This is a genomic window from Acidaminobacter sp. JC074, assembly GCF_022496765.1.
In the GTDB taxonomy this organism is placed as follows: domain Bacteria; phylum Bacillota; class Clostridia; order Peptostreptococcales; family Acidaminobacteraceae; genus JABXKX01.
In genome coordinates this window covers 109,847-129,241 of the sequence record NZ_VANV01000014.1, presented here as the reverse complement: position 1 = coordinate 129,241, position 19,395 = coordinate 109,847, and the positions used below count along the sequence as shown (strand labels likewise).

The window sequence follows — 19,395 nt, the reverse complement described above, 5'->3', positions numbered from 1 at the left end:
AGAGATATCATAGTAAATAGATGATTTTTAACTTCAATCCCCCCTATTAATATTTTATGCGAGAAATCACTTGGTGCGAATCAAGTGATTTTTTACGTTTAAAAAACACCTTTTAAGCCGGTGTTTTTTTAGCATTATTATAAACTGCAAGGGCACTTAAGATGATAATTGACCCAATTATTTGAGTAGCAGTTGGTATTTCTGTAAATAAAAAGATGGCAAATATTGAAGCAATAATGGGTTCAGTTAAAATAGCCATTGAAACAAAGGTTGCGTTGACGTATTTTAAAGACCAGTTGAACAATGAATGACCTAAAAGTGTAGGGAATATGGCCATGCCTAGAAAGAGCAGATATTCTCTAGGAGCAGTAACAATCATATCTTGTCCTACAAATAGGTTGGTAACAAAGATAGTAACCATAGCAAAAGCATAAGTTAAGTAGGTGTAGCTTGGCATAGAAACATCTTGTCTGACCTTATTGCCGATGATCAGGTAGACACATATAAAAGCTGCCCCTGCAACAGCATATAGATCACCTAAAACAGCATTAGAACCACCTGAGAAATCACCCAGTGTTAAAATGATGCTGCCTAAAAAGGCAAACAATATGGCGATGACTTCTGTCCTTGACGATTTTTCCTTAAAAATAAAATATGTAATCAGTAAAAGCATGACTGGACTTGTGTTGACAAGAACAGTGGCACTAGCAACAGTAGTAAACTTTAAAGACAGTATCCATGCTGAAAAGTGAAGTCCTAAAAAAATACCGCTTATCATTATTTGAAAAACATGTTTTTTAGTCAAAGCTTTTAATTCCTGCAAGTTTTTTGCTAGAATGAATGGTGTGAGTAGTATAACAGTTGTCAGCATTCTGTAAAATGCGATTGTCAGTGCTGGTGACTGTGATGATTTAATAAGTATAGGTGATGTGGATACACCAAGTGCACCAATTAAGATGACCAGTTTAGGATTTATTTTCATATGTACCTCCAAATAAGGTCATTATACATGAAAGAAGAGGAAAATGCTATGAGTGGCTATGTACATGTTTATACAGGGAATGGAAAAGGAAAAACAACTGCTGCATTTGGTTTAGCAGTAAGGAGTTTGTATGCAGGTAAGAGAGTTTATATAGGTCAGTTTATAAAGAGTATGAAGTACAATGAAACTGGTCTTGATAAAGATTTTGATAAAGTAACCATAGAACAGTATGGTCAACATTGTTTTTTAGAACATGACCCTACTGAAAAAGATAAGGACATGGCACTTGATGGCTTAGAAAAGATCAAGGAAATTCTAAATGCTGATTACGATGTGGTTGTCTTAGATGAGATTTTTATTGCCGTTTATATGGGTTTTATTTCAACTGAAGAACTCATAGGTGTCTTAGATAAGAGAAGTGGTGATCAGGAAGTTGTTCTAACAGGTCGCTATGCATCTGAAGAAATCATGGCTTATGCCGATTTGGTAACTGAAATGAAAGAAGTTAAGCATTATTACAAACAAGGTGTTCTGTCGAGGGATGGAATTGATAGATAATTGGTTTAAGAAATATTTTATGGGTAAATGATGATTGTAAGTTGTTTATCCATATTTTTTTCGTCTATTTCGGCTTATCTTGTGGATTAGTTTGAAAATCATACTATATATAGTAGAAAGAGTGATAATAATGTTTGATAGAATCATTAAGAGGAATCAAGAGGTTACATCATTTGAAAGAGACAAAATAGAATCTGCTGTCTTTAAAGCACTTGTTGTATCAGGTGAAGATCGACCGAGAACGTCTTTAAAGAATTTATCTGTTGCAGTAACAGACAGGGTCATAAGTGATGTTTATAAGACGGTTGGAAATGAATCGCCAAGTGTAGAACAAATACAGGATGCTGTTGAAGATGCCTTAATGGCTATGGGGGAACACCATACTGCTAAGGCCTATATTAAATACAGATACAAACATTTGGAGTATAGAGAATCTAAAAAATCGGCCATGGACATATTGTCTTTATTTGATGAATACATTGGAAAAAGTGATTGGCGTGTAAAAGAAAATTCTAATATGTCATACTCTTTGCAAGGTTTAAACAACCATATCATAGCAAAAGCGACCAAAAACTTTTGGCTCCATCAGGTCTATTCAGATTCAGTAAGAGATGCGCATGAGTCAGGCGAATTACATATACATGATTTAGGTCTTTTAAGTACCTACTGCTGTGGCTGGTCTTTAGAAGATTTGCTTAAAAAAGGTTTTGGCGGTGCGCCTGGTAAAGTAGAATCAGCACCACCTAAGCACTTTGAAGCTGTTTTGATGCAGCTTGTCAACTTCATCTATACACTGCAGGGCGAGGCTGCTGGTGCACAGGCAATTTCAAATTTCGATACCTTACTAGCGCCTTTTGTTAGACATGATAACTTAGATTACAATCAAGTTAAACAGATGATGCAGGTATTTATATTCAATATGAACATAGCGACTCGAGTAGGTTTTCAAACGCCATTTTTTAACATCACCATGGATAAGGAAGTACCGGTAACACATAAGGACTTGCCTGTAATTCTTGGTGGTCATATCCAGTATGACCTTAAGTATGGTGATTATCAAAAGGAAATGGATATGATCAACATAGCCTTTTGTGAAGTTATGATGGCTGGTGATGCAAAGGGGCGCGTTTTTACTTTCCCAATTCCTACTTACAATATTACCGATGGATGGGACTGGGATAACCAGGTTTCAAATAAAATCATGGAAATGACAGCCAAGTTTGGCACCCCTTATTTCAGTAATTTTGTTAACTCTGAACTGGACCCTGAAGATGTGCGTTCTATGTGTTGTCGATTAAGACTTGATAATAAAGAGCTTCTTAGAAGAGGTGGTGGCTTATTTGGTGCCAATCCTAAGACGGGTTCCATAGGTGTTGTGACCATCAATATGGCAAGACTGGGCTATGTATCAACTTCTATGGAAGACTTGATGAACCGTCTGGAACGTTTGATGGTCATATCAAAAGATGCTTTAGAAACCAAGCGCCGTGTACTTGAAGAAAATATGCATAAGGGTTTGTATCCTTATTCAAAATATTACTTAGAAGACATCTATGCAACTTATAAAGAATACTGGCATAATCATTTTGCAACCATTGGTCCTAATGGCATGCATGAATGTATCATGAACTTTACTGGTGGTACTGAAACCATTGTTACACCAGTCGGCAAAGAGCTTGCAGAAGAAATACTGGATTTTATGAATGAAAACCTTTTGAAGTTTCAAGAAGAAACAGGTCATTTATACAATTTGGAAGCAAGTCCCGCAGAAGGTGCTGCATATCGGTTTGCCAAAATGGACCGTGAAGATTACCCAGATATTATGACTTCTGGCCATAAGCGTCCTTATTATACAAATAGCACCCAGTTGCCTGTTGGCCAAACTGAAGACCTGTTTGATGCGCTTGATCATCAAGAATCTCTTCAAATCAAATACACGGGTGGCACAGTCTTTCATGGTTTTGTTCCAGAACGAATCGATGACATTGATATGGTCAAACGCACTTTGAAAAAAGTCATGCACAATTACCGTATACCGTATATTACCTTAACACCAACATTTTCTATTTGTCCAGACCACAAGTATTTGCCGGGGGAACATCTCTTTTGTCCTCACTGCAAAGAAGAAACAGAAGTCTGGTCTAGGGTGGTTGGTTACCATAGACCGGTTAAAAACTGGAATGAAGGTAAAAGAGAAGAATATGATGACAGAATAGAGTATGAATTATGAAGATAGCTGATTACCTAAAGACATCATTTATAGATTACAAAGACCATGTTGCCAGTGTTGTCTTTACATCAAAATGCAATTTTTCTTGTCCCTTTTGCCATAATAAGAACATCCTGAAAACAGATGATCTTATAAGTGAAAAGACCGTACTTAAACATTTGGAAAAGAGACGGAACATATTAGATGGTATTGTGATATCAGGCGGTGAACCAACTTTACAAGTTGGTTTAACTTCTTTTTTACAAGATGTAAAATCTTTGGGATATGATGTTAAGCTAGATACCAATGGTTATAGACCACAAGTTGTACAGAGGCTTATTCAAATGTCTTTGATAGATTATGTGGCTATGGATATAAAAAATACCTCATCTGCATATGCTGATACAATTGGTAGAGACCTTGAATTATCTAAGGTCTATAAGACCATGGAGATCATAAAAAATACACCCATTGAATATGAGTTTAGAACAACCATGATTAAGGACTTTCATGCTGATATTGAGTCCTTGTTTGAAATGGTTTCTGATGCCAAAAGATTTGTCATGCAACAGTATCGGTATTCTGAAAGTCAAATTGTAGATTGCAAGTATGACTATTTTACTTTAGAGGAAATGTATGCCTTTAAGAAAAGATATAAAAGTGTGTATAATATAGGTGAGGTAATCGTAAAAGGATCCTACTAGGGGGCAAGATGAACATTATTGAAATCAAGGAACTGACCAAGTACTATGGCAAACAACTTGGCATAGAAAATGTAACTTTCAATGTTAAAGAAGGGGAGATATTTGGTTTCATTGGACCCAATGGTGCTGGTAAATCTACAACCATTCGAACACTTCTTTCGTTGATTTATCCAACAAGTGGCCAGGCTAAGATATTTGACAAGGACATCATTAAATATGGTTATGAAATAAAAAAAGAAATAGGCTACTTGCCATCTGAGGTTTTTTATTATGACAATATGAAGGTTATTGATATTCTAAAATACTCTGCCAGTTTCTATAAAAAGGATTGTACAAAACGCATGTATGAGCTTGCTGAGATCATGGATTTGGATTTGACTAAAAAAGTAGATGATTTATCTTATGGCAACAAGAAGAAAGTGGGGATTGTTCAAGGTTTGTTACATGAACCTAAGCTTTTGATATTAGATGAGCCTACAAGTGGTCTAGACCCTTTGATGCAGCAGAAATTTTTTAACCTTATTTTAGAGGAAAATAAGAAAGGAACAACGGTCTTGTTTTCTTCGCATATTTTAACAGAAGTCCAGAAGTTGTGTCATAGGGTAGGTATCATTAAAGAAGGCACCATGATTCGTGTGGACGACATCAAAGCCCTAAAAGGTGACAACTATAAGAAATTTACAGTTCATTTAAAGGACACCAGTGGTTTTGAAATAGAGGGAATCAATAATTTATCCATCAAAGAAGATGGTGTCCACTTTTTATACAAGGGTGACATAAATAAGGTCATTGGACTTTTAAATACTAAACATGTGGATAATCTGGTGATAGAAGAACCAACACTAGAAGAGATCTTTATGCACTATTATGTCTAGGGGGCTTTATGAATATATTTAAACATGAGTTCAGACTGTACATAAAACCCACACTGGGCTGGGTGCTAGCTTTCTTTATTATGCTGGCTGTATTCTTTGGAATCTATCCCATGTTTCAAGACAGTGTGGCTACTGTAGAAAAAATATTGTCTTCATTTCCTGAAGCCTTTATTAAGGCCATGGGCTTTGATTTGATGAACTTTACGTCAGAAATTGGCTTTCTAGGTTTCTTGATGACCTATATTATTTTAATTGGCGGTATCCAGGCCATGAATCTGGGTTTATCCCTTTTGTCTAATGAGTTAAGAGATAAAACAGCAGATTTTTTATACTCAAAGCCAGTCATGAGGATAAACATCATTCATTCTAAAATTTTGGTTGGTATCACATGCATACTGATTACCAATATTTTATTTGCTATAGGATCATTATTTACTCTAAGCTTAATGGTAAAAGCTGATTTTTCATTAAAACTCTTATCATTGTTTTGGGGTTCTCTTCTTTTGACTCAAGTGTTCTTTTTAACTTTTGGCATGATGGTATCTGTTTTCATGAATAAACTGAAGTCAGTAGTACCTGTTTCCTTGGGAACAGTCTTTATGTTTTTTATCATCAATATGTTAAATGAGTCTATTGAAGGAAGACCTTTAACACCATTAACGCCATTTGCCTATTTTCATGCAGGTCAATTGATTCAGGACTTAGCCTATGATTATAAGTGGTTATTATTAAATATCTGTTTACTTATTATCTTTGCTATAACCGCTTATATCCGTCAAATGAAGAAAGACATTCCATCTGTTTAAGGGGGCTATATGAATATTATTTTAAGAGAACTAAAATCTATACGCCGATCTTTAATCATTTGGTCGACCAGTATACTATTTCTTATATATGTAGGTATGGTAAAGTATGAAGGTTTTTCTAAAGTGGGTGAGGCAGCCAATGAAATGTTTGATTCCCTGCCAATAGCTGTAAAGGCCATACTGGGTATTGGGTCTATGGACCTGGCTGTGGCATCTGGATACTATGTGGTCTTTTTCTTATATTTCTCTATGGTGGGTGGTATCCATGCCATTATGCAAGGGGCTATGGTTGTTTCTAAAGAAGAAAGAGATAAAACGGCAGATTTCTTGATGGTCAAACCTGTAAAAAGATCTTATGTGATACATATGAAAATCATTGCCAGTCTAATTGCAATGATTATCATCAATGCTGTTACATGGATCGGTTCTGTGGTAGTGGTTGATCTTTTTAATGAAGGCCCGTCTATAAATGATTTGATAGGTAAATTGATGATTGGTCTTTTTATGATTCAACTGATCTATTTTGCCATCGGATTTTTGATGGGGATATTAATGAAATCTACTAAAAAGGCGACAAGTGTGTCATCGGCTATTTTGCTATCCACTTTCTTATTATCCATCATTATAGATATCAACAGTGAATTAAATGTGGTTAAGTATCTGACGCCTTTTAAGTTTTTCGATGGTAAGATGATTTACCTTGAAGGTTTAAGTGGCTTTTCCTTTATCTTATCTTTTATTTTAATATTTACTTGTTTGGGCATCAGTTATTATGTCTATGAAAAAAAAGACTTACATGTATAACCTAGCGAAGACTGCTAGGTTTTTTTCTTTGCAATATTATTTGAATTTTAAGAAAAATTAAGATATAATACTTACTATTAGGACTTGGTGCTAAAATGCAAGCTAACTTTCTTGCGAAAACAAATTTGCATATAGGCATTCTTTTTATCGATTGTATTTTACAAACGTTTAACTTTGTGTATAATGAACATGACAAGAAATTTTGCAACTTAAATATTACAAAATTGCAAAATCGCTATATAATGGAGGAAAATATGAGTAAGGTTAAAATTACGGAAACCGTGTTGAGGGACGCTCATCAATCATTAATCGCGACTAGAATGAAATATCATGAAATGGAACCTATTTTAGAGGACCTAGACAAGATTGGCTACAACGCTCTAGAAATGTGGGGTGGCGCGACTTTTGATTCTTGTTTAAGATTCTTAAATGAAGATCCATGGGAAAGACTTAGAAAAATTAGATCAAAAGTAAAAGATACCAAACTACAAATGCTGTTAAGAGGTCAGAACATTCTTGGTTACAAACACTATGCAGATGATGTTGTAGAAGAGTTTGTTAAGAAGTCTGTGGCAAATGGTATTGATATCATTAGAATTTTTGATGCACTTAATGATACAAGAAACTTAAGAGTTGCTCTTGAGACAACTAAGAAGGCTGGTGCGCACGCACAAGCAGCTATTTCTTATACAATCAGTCCAGTTCATACAACAGATGTGTATGTTAAACTTGCAAAAGAAATGGAAAGCATGGGTGCTGACTCAATATGTATCAAAGATATGTCGGGTTTATTAACACCTTACTATGCAGAGGAATTGGTTGCTGCTATTAAGAAAAATACCAATGTACCTTTAGAAGTTCATTCACATGCAACAAGTGGTCTTGCATCGATGATGTATCTAAAAGCTATTGAAGCGGGTGCAGATATCATCGATACAGCAATTTCTACGTTCTCAATGGGTACTTCACAGCCGCCAACTGAATCATTTGTTGCGACTTTAAAGGATACGCCATATGATACAGGTTTAGACTTAGAAAGACTGAACAAAGTAGCTGAATACTTAAATCCTATTAAAGAGAAGTATATGAAAGATGGTACATTAAACCCTAAGGTTTTAAGTGTAAACATCAATACATTATTATATCAAGTACCTGGTGGTATGTTATCAAACTTAGTATCTCAACTATCAATGCAAAATGCACTTGATAAGTTTGACGATGTACTTAAAGAAGTACCTCGTGTAAGAGAAGATTTAGGTTTCCCACCACTTGTTACACCAACAAGTCAAATTGTTGGTACACAAGCTGTGTTTAATGTTATCTCTGGTGAAAGATACAAGATCATTCCAAAAGAAGTTAAAGCTTATGTAAAAGGTATGTATGGTAAGTCAACTGTACCTATGAAGCAGGAAATGATTGAGAAAATTATCGGTAATGAGGAAATCATTACTTGTAGACCGGCTGATATCATCAAACCTCAATTAACTGACTTTAGAAATCAGATGAAAGAATACTTAGAGCAAGAAGAAGATGTATTATCATATGCATTGTTCCCACAAGTTGCTGAAAACTTCTTTAAGTACAGACAAGCTGAAAAGTATAAAATCGATTCAGAACTGGTTGATAGAGAAAACAAAACATATCCAGTATAGGCTACCGAAAGGTAGTCTTTTTTTCTTGCAATGAAAAGATTATAGTGCTATACTGAAATCGCTTGAACCCTTTGAATGACTTTAATGGAGGTCGTTATGCTAGGTATTGGAATTGATATAATAGAAATTGACAGAATCAAGAGAGCCATAGAAAAACAATCCGGTTTTTTAGATAAACTCTTTACTGAATACGAGCAAAACTACTATATAAATAAAGGGGAAAAAGCAGAAACAATTGCAGGTTTTTTTGCAGCCAAAGAAGCCGTTTCCAAAGTACTCGGGACAGGTGTGAGATATTCGTGGAAAGACATAGAAATCAAGCATACTGAGTTTGGAGCGCCTTTTGTTGTTTTACATGGTCAGGCTAAAAGCATTGCTGATGAAGCTGAAATCGGCAAAGTTTTGGTTTCTATTTCACATTGTAAAACATATGCTGTAGCAAATGCCGCGGGCGTTAAGGGGGATGAAGATGTTAAATAGAGCAGTATGGGTAGAAATTAATTTAGATCACTTAGCACACAATATATCTGAAGTGAGACGTGTAACGAAAAATGATGCAAAAGTGACTGCTGTTATTAAGGCAGATGGTTATGGACATGGCGCGGTTCATATTGCAAGAACTTTGTTAGATAATGGTGCAGACAGATTAGCTGTTGCAACACTTACTGAAGCACTCCAATTGAGAAAAACATTTAAAGAAACCGAAATCCTTATCCTAGGATTTACGGAGGAATCTTCTGTTCATCTTGCAGTTGAAAACAACTTAATACAAACGATTTACACGAATGATCAAGCGCGAAAGTTTAATGAGATTGCAAAATCATTAAATAAGACTTTGAAAGTGCATATCAAGTTGGATACAGGTATGACGCGTCTTGGTATGATGCCAGAATCGAAAACGATTGAAGCGATTGAAGAAATGAAAAAGTGTGAGAACTTATATGTAGAAGGCATGTATACCCACTTTGCAAGAGCTGATGAATTTGATAAGACAACCACTCAAAAGCAAGTTGAAAACTTTGAGTTTATAAGAAAAGGTCTAGAAGAAAAGGGGATTGTACTAGATATCTATCATGTATCTAATTCTGCTTCTATCATAGACCTGCCAGAATACAATTACGATATGGTTAGAGCAGGTATTATGCTATATGGTCTGTATCCATCAGATGAAGTCAATAGAGATGATGTAAAACTCAAAGAGGTTATGTCGCTTCATACTAAAATTTCTAGGGTGCAAGAAGTTGAACCTAATGTAGGTGTTTCTTATGGACATAAGTATGTGACGGATGAGGTAAGAAAAATTGGAACACTCCCTATCGGTTATGCCGATGGTTTTTCTAGAAGCTTAACTTTTAAAGCAGAAGCCATTATTAAAGGCAAAGATAAGAAAGTGCCTGTAATAGGCCGTATCTGTATGGACCAGTGCATGATTGATGTAACTGGTATAGATGTAGCCATTGGTGATGAAGTTATATTATTTGGAAAAGACGGTCAAATGGCCATTACAATAGATGATATTGCAGGACATTTAGATACAATTAACTATGAGGTTGTTTGTATGATTAACAGACGTGTTCCAAGGGTATATAAAAGCTCGGGGAAGGTTGTCAAAGTAGTTGATTATATCATGTCTCTTTAGTATAATAGATTAAAGAGGCTAGGAGAAAATATGAAGCGTAAACGCAGAAGTGTATACCGTTATAACGATGCCGTTCTAAAAAGCGGGTATGAAGAAATGGCACAGATCAACTTGGGATTTGCAGAATCAGGAATGGTTAGCTCTACTGACGACCTAATGTCTTATGAAAAGACATTGGTAAATCAAATGATGGAGCGTGATGATTTTGTCGATTAAACGTGGTGAGATTTATCTTGCTGATTTAAGTCCAGTTGTTGGGTCTGAGCAAGGTGGTCAAAGACCTGTACTCATTGTACAAAACGATGTAGGAAATAAATACAGTCCAACTGTCATAGTTGTTGCTATTACTGCACAAATTACAAAGTCTAAACTACCAACTCATGTGGAGCTTCCTGGCAAGGGAAATGGTTTGAATAAGGATTCTGTAATTTTATGTGAGCAGATTAGAACCATCGATAAGAAAAGGTTGATGCAATTACTAGGTAAATTGGATGAATCCTATATGGAAAAAGTAAATGAAGCATTATCAATTAGTATGGAACTGGTTGATTTTATTAACTCATAATCTATCTTCAGATACTGTAGGTGTCTGAAGATTTTTTTGTCTTTTGTAATAAATAATCTCTTGTAAAAAGTTATTAAGATAGGATATGGATTGAGCTCATTTCTTGTATTACAGGCTGAGTTATAGTAAAATGTTGAAGAGTAAGGGAGGCTTGTATGAAGAAAATTTCATTGAGTATAAATTTATTGTTGGTTATTGTGATTATTTTATTATTAGGTAGTGGGGCTGCCGTTGCGAATAATCCGGGATCGACAAGTGATCCAATTGTAACACAATCCTACGTTGAAGGACGTATTAAGGCATTAAGTGATGACGTTGATGAACGACTAGCAGCCTTGGAAAGTCAACCAAGTGGTGATAGTGTTGCTTTTAAAGTACTTGAAGTAAAAGTGGGACAAATCATTCATTTAGAAGAGAATAGTCTATTTATTTTAAGAGCGGGTGAAGCTCTTGCCATAGCAGGTCAAGGTGGCGGTTTATCTGACTTAACAACAGGTTATGATGTAGGAACCGACAGTCCTGTAGAATTGAATCACTTACTTTTAACACCTAAGACTGATGGAAGAGGTGTTAAGATGACCTACGACGGTTGGGTAATGATCAGTGGTGGCTACACTATAGAATAGGCAGAAAAGGTTTAGGACAACTAAACCTTTAATTACGTTTAAGTGAGAGGAAGCAAAATGAAGAAGAACATAGTCTATATACTATTAATCATACTACTTGTCGTAACAACTGGCATCAATGTGATGGATAGAATGGCAGTAGAAAATGCAGCAAAAACAGTAGAAATTACTTTATCTTATGATGATATGGTAGAAATGAGTGACCAATCAGATGAGGATGTAGTATGGTGGTTCAATGAGTTTTCAAAACTAGGCGTTGAATCTGTCGCATTAACAGAAGAGACCTTTCAAACACTTGTAGATCAAGGTTATGAGTTAGAACTAAAAATTTTGCATAATCTGAAAAAGGATACATTATGGGAAATGAGGTACCCGGCTCCTTTTGTAGATTATGTTAAAGATAACGAAATTGATTTAAATGATGTGGTTGTTGTATCTGATGACCAGGATTTAAAAGACTTCATTATTAAAGGTTTAGACAGACATTATCCTAAGGATTTTTACACACTATTTGAAGAGGGTGATCACTACGCCTTTTTATTAGATGGTTTACAATCTGAAGTTAGGTATACTCAAATCTATAAGAATATAGATACAGATAATGTGCCTGTAAAGCAAATTAAAGATGTTCATTCATCTGCTATTTATGATTTTGCCATTGATTTTGATCCTGATAAAATCCAAAATATCAAAGATGGTAATTTACAAGTCAATCTTAGACCTTGGAACAATAAGAGATTTCCTGATAAGCTGATTGATGCTTATGATGAGGCCTTGAATATGTACGATATTAAAGCGACCAATATCATATTCGCAGGCAAGGAAATTCTAGGTTATCCTGATAAGTACGTAGAACTGTATGACTATTTAAGCGAAAATAATATCACACCAGTTTTAATAGAGACAGGTGTTCAAAGATCCAATGTAGAGCAAGAGGACCTATTCCAATTGGTTGAGGATATGAACTATCAATCAGTCAGAGCTTTACCACTGGTATCTTATTTACAGGAACGTTTTGAGCATTATAATTATGATGGTGGTCAAGAGATAGAAAATGTTATGTTTAGAGGTATTACTGAGCGTAACATGAGAATAATTTATTTTAGACCATTTAAACTAGAAGCAGAAACATATGTAACTGATATAGACGAGTACAAAATCTCATTTGAGCGTTTACAAAAGCGATTAGATGACCATGATATAAAACTTGGCAAGTTCAGTGTCATGCCTTATAAGTCAGATAATTTATGGTCTGGTATTATTATTGGATTTGGCCTTGTATCGATTATGATTCTTGCCAGCAGATACTTCTTTAAGTTACCAGCATGGTTTGAGTATGTAACACTTGTAGTAGGCGGTCTATTAGTGGCAGCAGCACTTCTTGTAGCGCCAAACTTTGGTAGACAGTTACTTGCCCTAGCGGCAGCAGTGATTATTTCATGCCTTGGTAGTGTTATATTAATTGCATATGCAAAAGACTTAATCGGCAATCGCAAGGTCTTAAAACTCCATGAAATAATCGGTAGAAGTATTTTATTTACTTTGGCTATGAGTGCCCTTGCTTTACTTGGTGGTATGATTGTAGGCGGCTTGTTGTCTCATTCAAAGTATCTGCTTGAAATTGAGTTTTTCAGAGGTGTAAAGGTTAGTGAAATCCTGCCTTTAGTAGTCTTTGTTGTCTTATACCTATTGAAATTTGGTTACAATAGGTCAGTGGATGAAATTAAATCCCATGATATTTTACCGAAAGACTTATTGAGATTTTTAAATGTAGAGATCAAGGTATCTTACCTACTTGCAACTGCTCTAGGTGGTGTGATTCTTTATATTTATATTGCAAGATCAGGCCATGAAACAACGGTTCAACCATCTGATATAGAAATGATATTTAGAAACTTCTTAGAGCTGGTATTACTTGCTAGACCTAGATTAAAAGAATTCTTGATTGCAGTCCCTGCCATGATGATGTTTGCTTACATCTCTTATAAGGGATACAAGCCGCTTGTTGCCTTAGTTGGTTTACCAGCAGTGATTACATTTACATCTATCATCAATACATTCAGTCACTTAAGAGCACCTATTTACTTATCAATTGTAAGAACCCTTCTTGGCATTGGTTTTGGTCTGGTAATTGGCTTGATAGGCATCTTGGTATTTGATGGTATCATAAGACTTGTAAAACGCATTAAGAAACGTTATTTAGCATATGAAAGTGAAGAAAAAGAACTAGGGGCTTAAGTATGAAGAAGTTAGTCATTTCTGGCTATCATGGTTTTGGAAATATTGGTGATGAAGCCATTTTGAAAGCCATGCTTACAGAATTTAATAAGATGGATAAAGACATTGAGTTGACGGTACTGTCACAGCGACCAGAGGAGACTGCAAGAAACTTTAATGTTAAAACTGTCGATAGATCAAGTATTTTTAAAGTAATAAAGACCATTTACCAATCTGATATTTTAATCAGTGGTGGTGGTAGTCTTTTACAGGAGTCTACAGGTAGACTCAGTATCTATTATTATTTGTTTATTTATTTTGTTGCCATGATTTTTAAGAAGAAAACCATTATTTTTTCTCATGGCATTGGTCCGATTTATAGAAAAAGAAGCAAGAAACTGGTACAGTTTGTTTTTAACAGGGCAGCTTGTATCAGTGTAAGAGATAAGTATTCAAAAGAAGAATTGATATCTTATGGCGTAAAACCATATAGGATTGATGTTACAGCTGATCCTGTTATCAGTTTTAAGAAATTTGGTTCAGAGCTTGGTCTAAACTTATTTAAGAAGTACGGTAACTTCGATCCGAATCTTAAGACCATTGGTTTTGCTGTTAAGGGGTCGAAAGTTAAAGATGTGACAGACGATTTTGTAGCTGTCATAGACAAGCTAAAACAAGAGCCTTGTAACATCGTTTTGATTCCTTTTCATTATTCTGAGGACTTGTCTTTAATAGAAAAAATTATAGAAAAGTCTTCTCATGAACTTATCAGTATTAATGAAAAACACAATGTTAGTGAAATATTCAGTATTGTAGAAGCTGTAGATGTTTTGGTCAGCGTTAGATTACATGCTTTGATTTTCTCAGCTGTGTCTGAAACGCCGATGGTAGGGATTACTTACGATCCTAAAATCGATGCATTTTTAGAGTCGATACATGAAGAAGCTGTTTGTAGTATTGATGATATGCAAACAGATTTATTAGCCGACAAGATTCACCATCATTTGGACAACAGTCAAGCAATCAAAAATAGGTTGAAAAGTGATGTGTTTAAGTATAAGGTACTACTTACAAAGTACAATAGCAGTATTGAAGCTATGATAGATTAGAGGTTTTTATGGATGATAATATTGTAAAACTATTTGGAGTGAAATTTCATAAAGTAGATGAAGATGGTGCTTTTAAAAGATTTCTATATCTCCTAAATAGAAAAACATATTCAATGATTTTTACACCAAATCCTGAAATTGTTATGATGGCACAAAAGGATTTGGAATATAAGGATATCCTGGCAGAGGGGGATTTGGTAATTCCTGATGGTATTGGTATTATTATGGCGTCAAGAATTAAGAAATTGGGTCTTGAACAGAGATTACCAGGTATAGAAATGATGGAAAGTATTTTGAAGTATTGCAATAATGCTAAAAAATCGATATACTTACTAGGGTCGAGTAATGAGAATGTGGAAAAAGCTGCTAATAACATCAAAGAAGCTTATCCAAATCTTGTTATTGCAGGCTATCATGATGGTTTCTTTGATGAAGCCGAAGAATTAAAAATCGTTGATAAAATCAATGAAGTAAAACCTGATATTTTATTCGTAGCAATGGGAGCGCCTAAACAGGAAAAATGGATGTACAAACACCGTAAAATTCTGAATGTAAGAGTTTCTATGGGTGTCGGTGGCTCATTAGATGTATGGGCAGGCGCTGTTAAGAGAGCACCTAAGATATTTAGATCAATTGGTATGGAATGGTTCTACAGAGTCATTACCAATCCGAGTCGTATCAAGAGAAGCTTGGTGTTACCTCAATTTTTATTAAAAGTTCTTTTATCACGTAATGGGTAAACTATATAAATGGAGGAAAACAATGAATTTAGGCGAAATGAAAGGCGTTGCTAGCCAGATTAGACAAGATATTGTTGAAATGGTTCATGCAGCAGGTTCTGGTCATCCAGGCGGTTCATTATCATCAGCAGACTTAATGACTGTTCTTTATTTTGATGAGATGAACATCGATCCAAATGAAGCAGATATGGCTTCTAGAGACCGTTTTGTTCTTTCTAAGGGACATGCGGCACCTGTGTTGTATTCAACACTTGCAAGAAGAGGATTCTTTGATCCATCAGAGCTTGTACAATTAAGAAAAATGGGTCACATGCTTCAAGGTCACCCAAATATGACTTATATTCCTGGCGTAGATATGTCTACAGGTTCTTTAGGTCAAGGTTTTTCAGCTTCAGTTGGTATGGCGCTTTCTGCTAAGTTAGACGACGCTTCATACAGAACTTACGCACTTTTAGGTGATGGCGAATTAAATGAAGGTTTAATTTGGGAAGCAGCAATGAGTGCTGCACACTATAAGTTAGATAACTTATGTGCAATGCTTGACTACAATGGTTTACAAATTGATGGTGCAAACGAAGAAGTTATGGGCATTAAGCCTGTAGATAAGAAGTTTGAAAGCTTTGGCTGGCATGTTATCCACGTAGATGGTCATGACTTAGAAGCAATTCAAGCTGCATTCAAGGAAGCGAAAGAAACTAAAGGCAAGCCTTCTGTTTTAATTGCACAAACAGTTAAGGGTAAGGGCGTGTCATTTATGGAAGGTGAAGCTTCTTGGCATGGTTCTGCACCAAATAAAGAGCAGACAGAACAAGCGATTTCTGAATTAGGAGGTGCTCATGAGTAAGATTGCAACACGTGAAGCTTATGGTAAGTCTTTAGCACGTTTAGGTTTAGAAAACAAAAATATTGTTGTTTTAGATGCCGATTTATCAAAATCAACTAAAACAGCTGAATTTAAGAAAGTGTGCCCAGAGAGATTCATCAATGTAGGTATTGCTGAGCAAAACCTTGCTGGTATTTCTGCTGGTCTAGCTACAACTGGTAAAATTCCATTTATGTCGACTTTTGCTATGTTTGCTGCTGGTCGTGCATTTGAAATTATTAGAAATGCTATCTGTTATCCAAACTTAAATGTTAAGGTGTGTGCAACGCATGCAGGTTTAACAGTTGGTGCTGATGGTGCATCTCATCAAGCGATCGAAGATTTAGCTTTAATGAGATCTATTCCAAATATGGTTGTATTAAATCCTGCTGATGCAGTATCTGCTGACAAGATTATTGAAGCAGCTGTTGCTTACGATGGTCCTGTTTATGTAAGACTTGGTAGAGCACCTGTTCCAGTGGTATACAATGAAGATTCTAAGATTGAAATTGGTAAAGCCAACACAATCAAAGAAGGTACTGACGTTACAATTATTGCAACTGGTATCATGATTGCTGAAGCGATGGATGCTGCTGAAACTTTAGAAGCTGAAGGCATCAGTGTTAGAATCATTGATATGCATACAATTAAGCCTTTAGATAATGAAGCAGTCATTAAGGCTGCTAAGGAAACAAAGGCAATTGTTACAGCAGAAGAACACACTATCTTTGGTGGTTTGGGTTCTGCAGTAGCAGAAGTATTGGTTGAAAACCATCCTACTAAGATGAGAAGAATTGGTGTGAAAGACACATTTGGTGAGTCTGGTACGCCAGCTGAACTTCTTGAGAAGTATGGCTTAACAGCTAATGATATTGTAAAAGCAGTTAAAGAAGTATTGTAATTAAGCGCTCTTATGAGCGCTTTTATAATAACTTAAGGAATTTGTAAGGATTATTTATTGTTCTTGTTATCTTTATACTTTACAATATTCTTAAGGAGGAAATATGAAGAAATTTAATCAAAGAAGCTTTATCGCCTTACTTGTGTTTGGTGGTATTTTATTCTATTACGTTTTAAGTAATTATGATTTGTTTCCATTAGTAAAAAAGGCCTTATCTCCAGTCATCGGAGGTTTTGTTATTGCCTATCTAATGGATCCGATGGTCAGATTTATTACTGAAATTAGTAAGGGAAAGATTCGTCGAGGATTCTCGATTTTAATATCTGTTTTCATCATTATCGGTATGCTGATTCTAATGGGTTCAGTCTTGATACCAAGTTTGGTAAATTCTATTACAGATATAGTTGGTAAAATTACAAATCTTGTAGATGGAGGTTTTGATTTTACATTCTTGCAAAACCTTTTAAATAGGATTAATAGTAATTTAGCTGATCAAGTTATAACAACTATTGAGTCATCTTTACAATCGATTCTATCAACTTTAGGAACCTTGACAACATCTATTTTAAATGGTGCATTGATAGCACTTGGAGGCGCATCGTCAGGTATTTATTCATTCTTTATGGCCTTTATTGTGGGCTTGTATATGTTGGGTGGAAAGGCCGATTTAATCAGTCGTGTAAAAAGACTTAACTATGCCATTTTTGAGAAAGATACAGCTGATGAACTCCTAAGAATCACTAGAAAAAGTGATGAAATATTCTCAGCCTTCTTCGTTGGTAAAATCATTGATTCTGCAATAATTGGTGTTTTATGTTTCATTTTGATGTGGATCTTCAAGATACCAAATGCAGCAGCTATTGGCTTCTTTGTTGGTGTGACGAATATTATTCCATATTTCGGACCGTTTATTGGGGCAGTTCCTGCTGTTTTGATTACTTTGGCAAGTGGAACATTCGTCCAAGTGTTTATTGTCATTGCACTTATTGTTGCTTTACAACAGTTTGATGGTCTGATTTTAGGACCTAAGATCTTGGGTGACAAGGTGGGTGTTGGCGCTTTCTGGATTATTGTTTCAGTAACCGCTGGTGGTGCAATTGCAGGTGTTGTAGGTATGCTTATTGGTGTGCCAGTTGTGGTGCTTTTCAAGACTCTAATTGAAGAGTATGTCGACAATACATTGAAAGAGAAAAAACTAAATGTGTAGCAAGTGCTACACATTTTTTTTAATTGAGATAAAATTGCAAGATGTAATAGAATTTTAAGTTTTCTGAATTGTTCGTTCAAATCAGTATTTATACATTCTTATAAATAATTATAAAAAAAGTGTTGACACCCAAATGTGGTATATGTATAATTGCTATTAATAAATCAAATGTTTTGATGGAGACAGAAGTAATAGAAACTGTTTTGCAGAGAGTCATCGTTTGCTGAAAGATGATAAATAAGACTTTTACTTAAATCACTCCTGAACTGCTCGTCGATATGTAGACGATGCCGCCTGCCACCGTTAAATGGCTATATGGTTGAACAAGATTAGCTTGCGACCTGAGTAAGAGAGACACGTATGTGTAATTAGAGTGGTACCGCGGATTTAGAATTCGTCTCTAAAATCCCGGACCTATATAAATGCTTTGATGGAGAAGAAAAATACTGAAGATCTGTTGTAGAGAGTCAATGGTTGGTGAAAATTGACACAGGTTAGTATAGAATGGTAGCTCCTGAGCAGTTTGCCTGAACAGTTAGTAGGGTAAAACGGCTGTCCCCGTTACAGGACTATATGGTTGAACAAGATTGGCTTGCGACCTGACGGACTACAAGAAGATTCTTTTATCTTTATGAATTTAGGTTCGTAGAGATAGAAGAGTCTTTTTTTAATATCAAATTTTACAGAAGGAGGAAACGATGGAAAAATTTTTACAAGCAAAAGCAGATCACGGTGTGGATACACTCTTAAAGGTTGTTGGTGTACTGAGAAGGAAAGAATTCACGGTCAGTGATGTAAAGATGTCATCACCGCCTAATGCCTGTTCCAAATTAGAGATTAGACTGCAAGACTCAAGTGATTTAAGTTTTAACAGAGCAATGGCTCATTTAGAAAAAATTGTGGGAATTAGAGATGTTGAATTAATGGAGGAGTTTTAAA

At 35.4% G+C, this 19,395-nt stretch carries 20 protein-coding genes and 1 other annotated feature; of the genes, 19 read left to right on the top strand and 1 reads right to left on the bottom strand.

What is annotated here, in order from left to right; genetic code table 11:
• Positions 1-112 precede the first annotated feature (112 nt).
• Positions 113-982 (bottom strand): DMT family transporter, encoded by an 870-nt coding sequence (locus EZV73_RS16630; RefSeq protein WP_240841532.1) that lies wholly within the window; start codon positions 980-982, stop codon positions 113-115.
• On the opposite strand from EZV73_RS16630, the gene EZV73_RS16625 reads away from it, so the two are divergent.
• From EZV73_RS16625 to EZV73_RS16535, 19 genes are all read left to right on the top strand, one after another.
• Complete coding sequence (locus EZV73_RS16625; RefSeq protein ID WP_330637164.1) at positions 983-1,540, top strand: cob(I)yrinic acid a,c-diamide adenosyltransferase; 558 nt, start codon at positions 983-985, stop codon at positions 1,538-1,540.
• A gap of 130 nt (positions 1,541-1,670) precedes the next feature.
• A complete protein-coding gene (locus EZV73_RS16620; RefSeq protein ID WP_240841530.1) occupies positions 1,671-3,770 on the top strand; it encodes a ribonucleoside triphosphate reductase in 2,100 nt (699 codons plus the stop codon).
• Entirely contained in the window at positions 3,767-4,453 is a 687-nt protein-coding gene (locus EZV73_RS16615; RefSeq protein WP_240841529.1) for an anaerobic ribonucleoside-triphosphate reductase activating protein, read from the top strand. Before EZV73_RS16620 ends, EZV73_RS16615 begins: the two co-directional genes overlap by 4 nt.
• A gap of 8 nt (positions 4,454-4,461) precedes the next feature.
• Complete coding sequence (locus tag EZV73_RS16610) at positions 4,462-5,328, top strand: ABC transporter ATP-binding protein (protein ID WP_240841528.1); 867 nt, start codon at positions 4,462-4,464, stop codon at positions 5,326-5,328.
• A gap of 8 nt (positions 5,329-5,336) precedes the next feature.
• Positions 5,337-6,134 carry an ABC transporter permease subunit gene (locus EZV73_RS16605; RefSeq protein WP_240841527.1) on the top strand — a complete coding sequence of 266 codons (798 nt, stop codon included), beginning with the start codon at positions 5,337-5,339 and terminating at the stop codon, positions 6,132-6,134.
• 9 nt (positions 6,135-6,143) lie between these two features.
• Positions 6,144-6,938 carry an ABC transporter permease subunit gene (locus EZV73_RS16600; protein ID WP_240841526.1) on the top strand — a complete coding sequence of 265 codons (795 nt, stop codon included), beginning with the start codon at positions 6,144-6,146 and terminating at the stop codon, positions 6,936-6,938.
• A 242-nt stretch (positions 6,939-7,180) separates the two neighbouring features.
• Positions 7,181-8,590, top strand: coding sequence for an oxaloacetate decarboxylase subunit alpha (locus EZV73_RS16595; RefSeq protein ID WP_334303300.1), 1,410 nt, complete (start codon positions 7,181-7,183; stop codon positions 8,588-8,590).
• Between the two features lie 96 nt (positions 8,591-8,686).
• On the top strand, positions 8,687-9,070 hold the full coding sequence (acpS, locus tag EZV73_RS16590) for a holo-ACP synthase (protein WP_240841524.1): 384 nt from the start codon (positions 8,687-8,689) through the stop codon (positions 9,068-9,070).
• Positions 9,060-10,229, top strand: a complete 1,170-nt coding sequence (gene alr, locus EZV73_RS16585; protein WP_240841523.1) for an alanine racemase — start codon at positions 9,060-9,062, stop codon at positions 10,227-10,229. The genes acpS and alr overlap by 11 nt, the downstream gene beginning before the upstream one ends.
• Before the next feature lie 30 nt (positions 10,230-10,259).
• Positions 10,260-10,445 carry a hypothetical protein gene (locus EZV73_RS16580; protein ID WP_240841522.1) on the top strand — a complete coding sequence of 62 codons (186 nt, stop codon included), beginning with the start codon at positions 10,260-10,262 and terminating at the stop codon, positions 10,443-10,445.
• Entirely contained in the window at positions 10,435-10,794 is a 360-nt protein-coding gene (locus EZV73_RS16575) for a type II toxin-antitoxin system PemK/MazF family toxin (protein ID WP_240841521.1), read from the top strand. Before EZV73_RS16580 ends, EZV73_RS16575 begins: the two co-directional genes overlap by 11 nt.
• Positions 10,795-10,949: 155 nt before the next feature.
• Positions 10,950-11,420, top strand: a complete 471-nt coding sequence (locus EZV73_RS16570; RefSeq protein ID WP_240841520.1) for a hypothetical protein — start codon at positions 10,950-10,952, stop codon at positions 11,418-11,420.
• A gap of 57 nt (positions 11,421-11,477) precedes the next feature.
• On the top strand, positions 11,478-13,658 hold the full coding sequence (locus tag EZV73_RS16565) for a DUF5693 family protein (protein WP_240841519.1): 2,181 nt from the start codon (positions 11,478-11,480) through the stop codon (positions 13,656-13,658).
• A 2-nt stretch (positions 13,659-13,660) separates the two neighbouring features.
• A complete protein-coding gene (gene csaB, locus EZV73_RS16560) occupies positions 13,661-14,746 on the top strand; it encodes a polysaccharide pyruvyl transferase CsaB (protein ID WP_240841518.1) in 1,086 nt (361 codons plus the stop codon).
• Positions 14,747-14,754: 8 nt separating this feature from the next.
• Positions 14,755-15,486 (top strand): WecB/TagA/CpsF family glycosyltransferase, encoded by a 732-nt coding sequence (locus tag EZV73_RS16555; protein WP_240841517.1) that lies wholly within the window; start codon positions 14,755-14,757, stop codon positions 15,484-15,486.
• Positions 15,487-15,508: 22 nt separating this feature from the next.
• Entirely contained in the window at positions 15,509-16,330 is an 822-nt protein-coding gene (locus EZV73_RS16550; RefSeq protein WP_240841516.1) for a transketolase, read from the top strand.
• Positions 16,323-17,249 (top strand): transketolase family protein, encoded by a 927-nt coding sequence (locus EZV73_RS16545; protein WP_240841515.1) that lies wholly within the window; start codon positions 16,323-16,325, stop codon positions 17,247-17,249. The genes EZV73_RS16550 and EZV73_RS16545 overlap by 8 nt, the downstream gene beginning before the upstream one ends.
• 103 nt (positions 17,250-17,352) lie before the next feature.
• A complete protein-coding gene (locus tag EZV73_RS16540; RefSeq protein ID WP_240841514.1) occupies positions 17,353-18,456 on the top strand; it encodes an AI-2E family transporter in 1,104 nt (367 codons plus the stop codon).
• Positions 18,457-18,620: 164 nt separating this feature from the next.
• Positions 18,621-18,861: a binding site (T-box leader), on the top strand.
• A 293-nt stretch (positions 18,862-19,154) separates the two neighbouring features.
• Complete coding sequence (locus tag EZV73_RS16535; protein ID WP_240841513.1) at positions 19,155-19,394, top strand: ACT domain-containing protein; 240 nt, start codon at positions 19,155-19,157, stop codon at positions 19,392-19,394.
• Position 19,395 lies beyond the last annotated feature (1 nt).

Bases quoted from the DNA above. Each gene is read 5' to 3' on its own strand.
- EZV73_RS16630 (WP_240841532.1), bottom strand. From the start codon at position 982: ATGAAAATAAATCCTAAACTGGTCATCTTAATTGGTGCACTTGGTGTA.
- EZV73_RS16625 (WP_330637164.1), top strand. From the start codon at position 983: ATGTACCTCCAAATAAGGTCATTATACATGAAAGAAGAGGAAAATGCT.
- EZV73_RS16620 (WP_240841530.1), top strand. From the start codon at position 1,671: ATGTTTGATAGAATCATTAAGAGGAATCAAGAGGTTACATCATTTGAA.
- EZV73_RS16615 (WP_240841529.1), top strand. From the start codon at position 3,767: ATGAAGATAGCTGATTACCTAAAGACATCATTTATAGATTACAAAGAC.
- EZV73_RS16610 (WP_240841528.1), top strand. From the start codon at position 4,462: ATGAACATTATTGAAATCAAGGAACTGACCAAGTACTATGGCAAACAA.
- EZV73_RS16605 (WP_240841527.1), top strand. From the start codon at position 5,337: ATGAATATATTTAAACATGAGTTCAGACTGTACATAAAACCCACACTG.
- EZV73_RS16600 (WP_240841526.1), top strand. From the start codon at position 6,144: ATGAATATTATTTTAAGAGAACTAAAATCTATACGCCGATCTTTAATC.
- EZV73_RS16595 (WP_334303300.1), top strand. From the start codon at position 7,181: ATGGAGGAAAATATGAGTAAGGTTAAAATTACGGAAACCGTGTTGAGG.
- acpS (WP_240841524.1), top strand. From the start codon at position 8,687: ATGCTAGGTATTGGAATTGATATAATAGAAATTGACAGAATCAAGAGA.
- alr (WP_240841523.1), top strand. From the start codon at position 9,060: ATGTTAAATAGAGCAGTATGGGTAGAAATTAATTTAGATCACTTAGCA.
- EZV73_RS16580 (WP_240841522.1), top strand. From the start codon at position 10,260: ATGAAGCGTAAACGCAGAAGTGTATACCGTTATAACGATGCCGTTCTA.
- EZV73_RS16570 (WP_240841520.1), top strand. From the start codon at position 10,950: ATGAAGAAAATTTCATTGAGTATAAATTTATTGTTGGTTATTGTGATT.
- EZV73_RS16565 (WP_240841519.1), top strand. From the start codon at position 11,478: ATGAAGAAGAACATAGTCTATATACTATTAATCATACTACTTGTCGTA.
- csaB (WP_240841518.1), top strand. From the start codon at position 13,661: ATGAAGAAGTTAGTCATTTCTGGCTATCATGGTTTTGGAAATATTGGT.
- EZV73_RS16555 (WP_240841517.1), top strand. From the start codon at position 14,755: ATGGATGATAATATTGTAAAACTATTTGGAGTGAAATTTCATAAAGTA.
- EZV73_RS16550 (WP_240841516.1), top strand. From the start codon at position 15,509: ATGAATTTAGGCGAAATGAAAGGCGTTGCTAGCCAGATTAGACAAGAT.
- EZV73_RS16545 (WP_240841515.1), top strand. From the start codon at position 16,323: ATGAGTAAGATTGCAACACGTGAAGCTTATGGTAAGTCTTTAGCACGT.
- EZV73_RS16540 (WP_240841514.1), top strand. From the start codon at position 17,353: ATGAAGAAATTTAATCAAAGAAGCTTTATCGCCTTACTTGTGTTTGGT.
- EZV73_RS16535 (WP_240841513.1), top strand. From the start codon at position 19,155: ATGGAAAAATTTTTACAAGCAAAAGCAGATCACGGTGTGGATACACTC.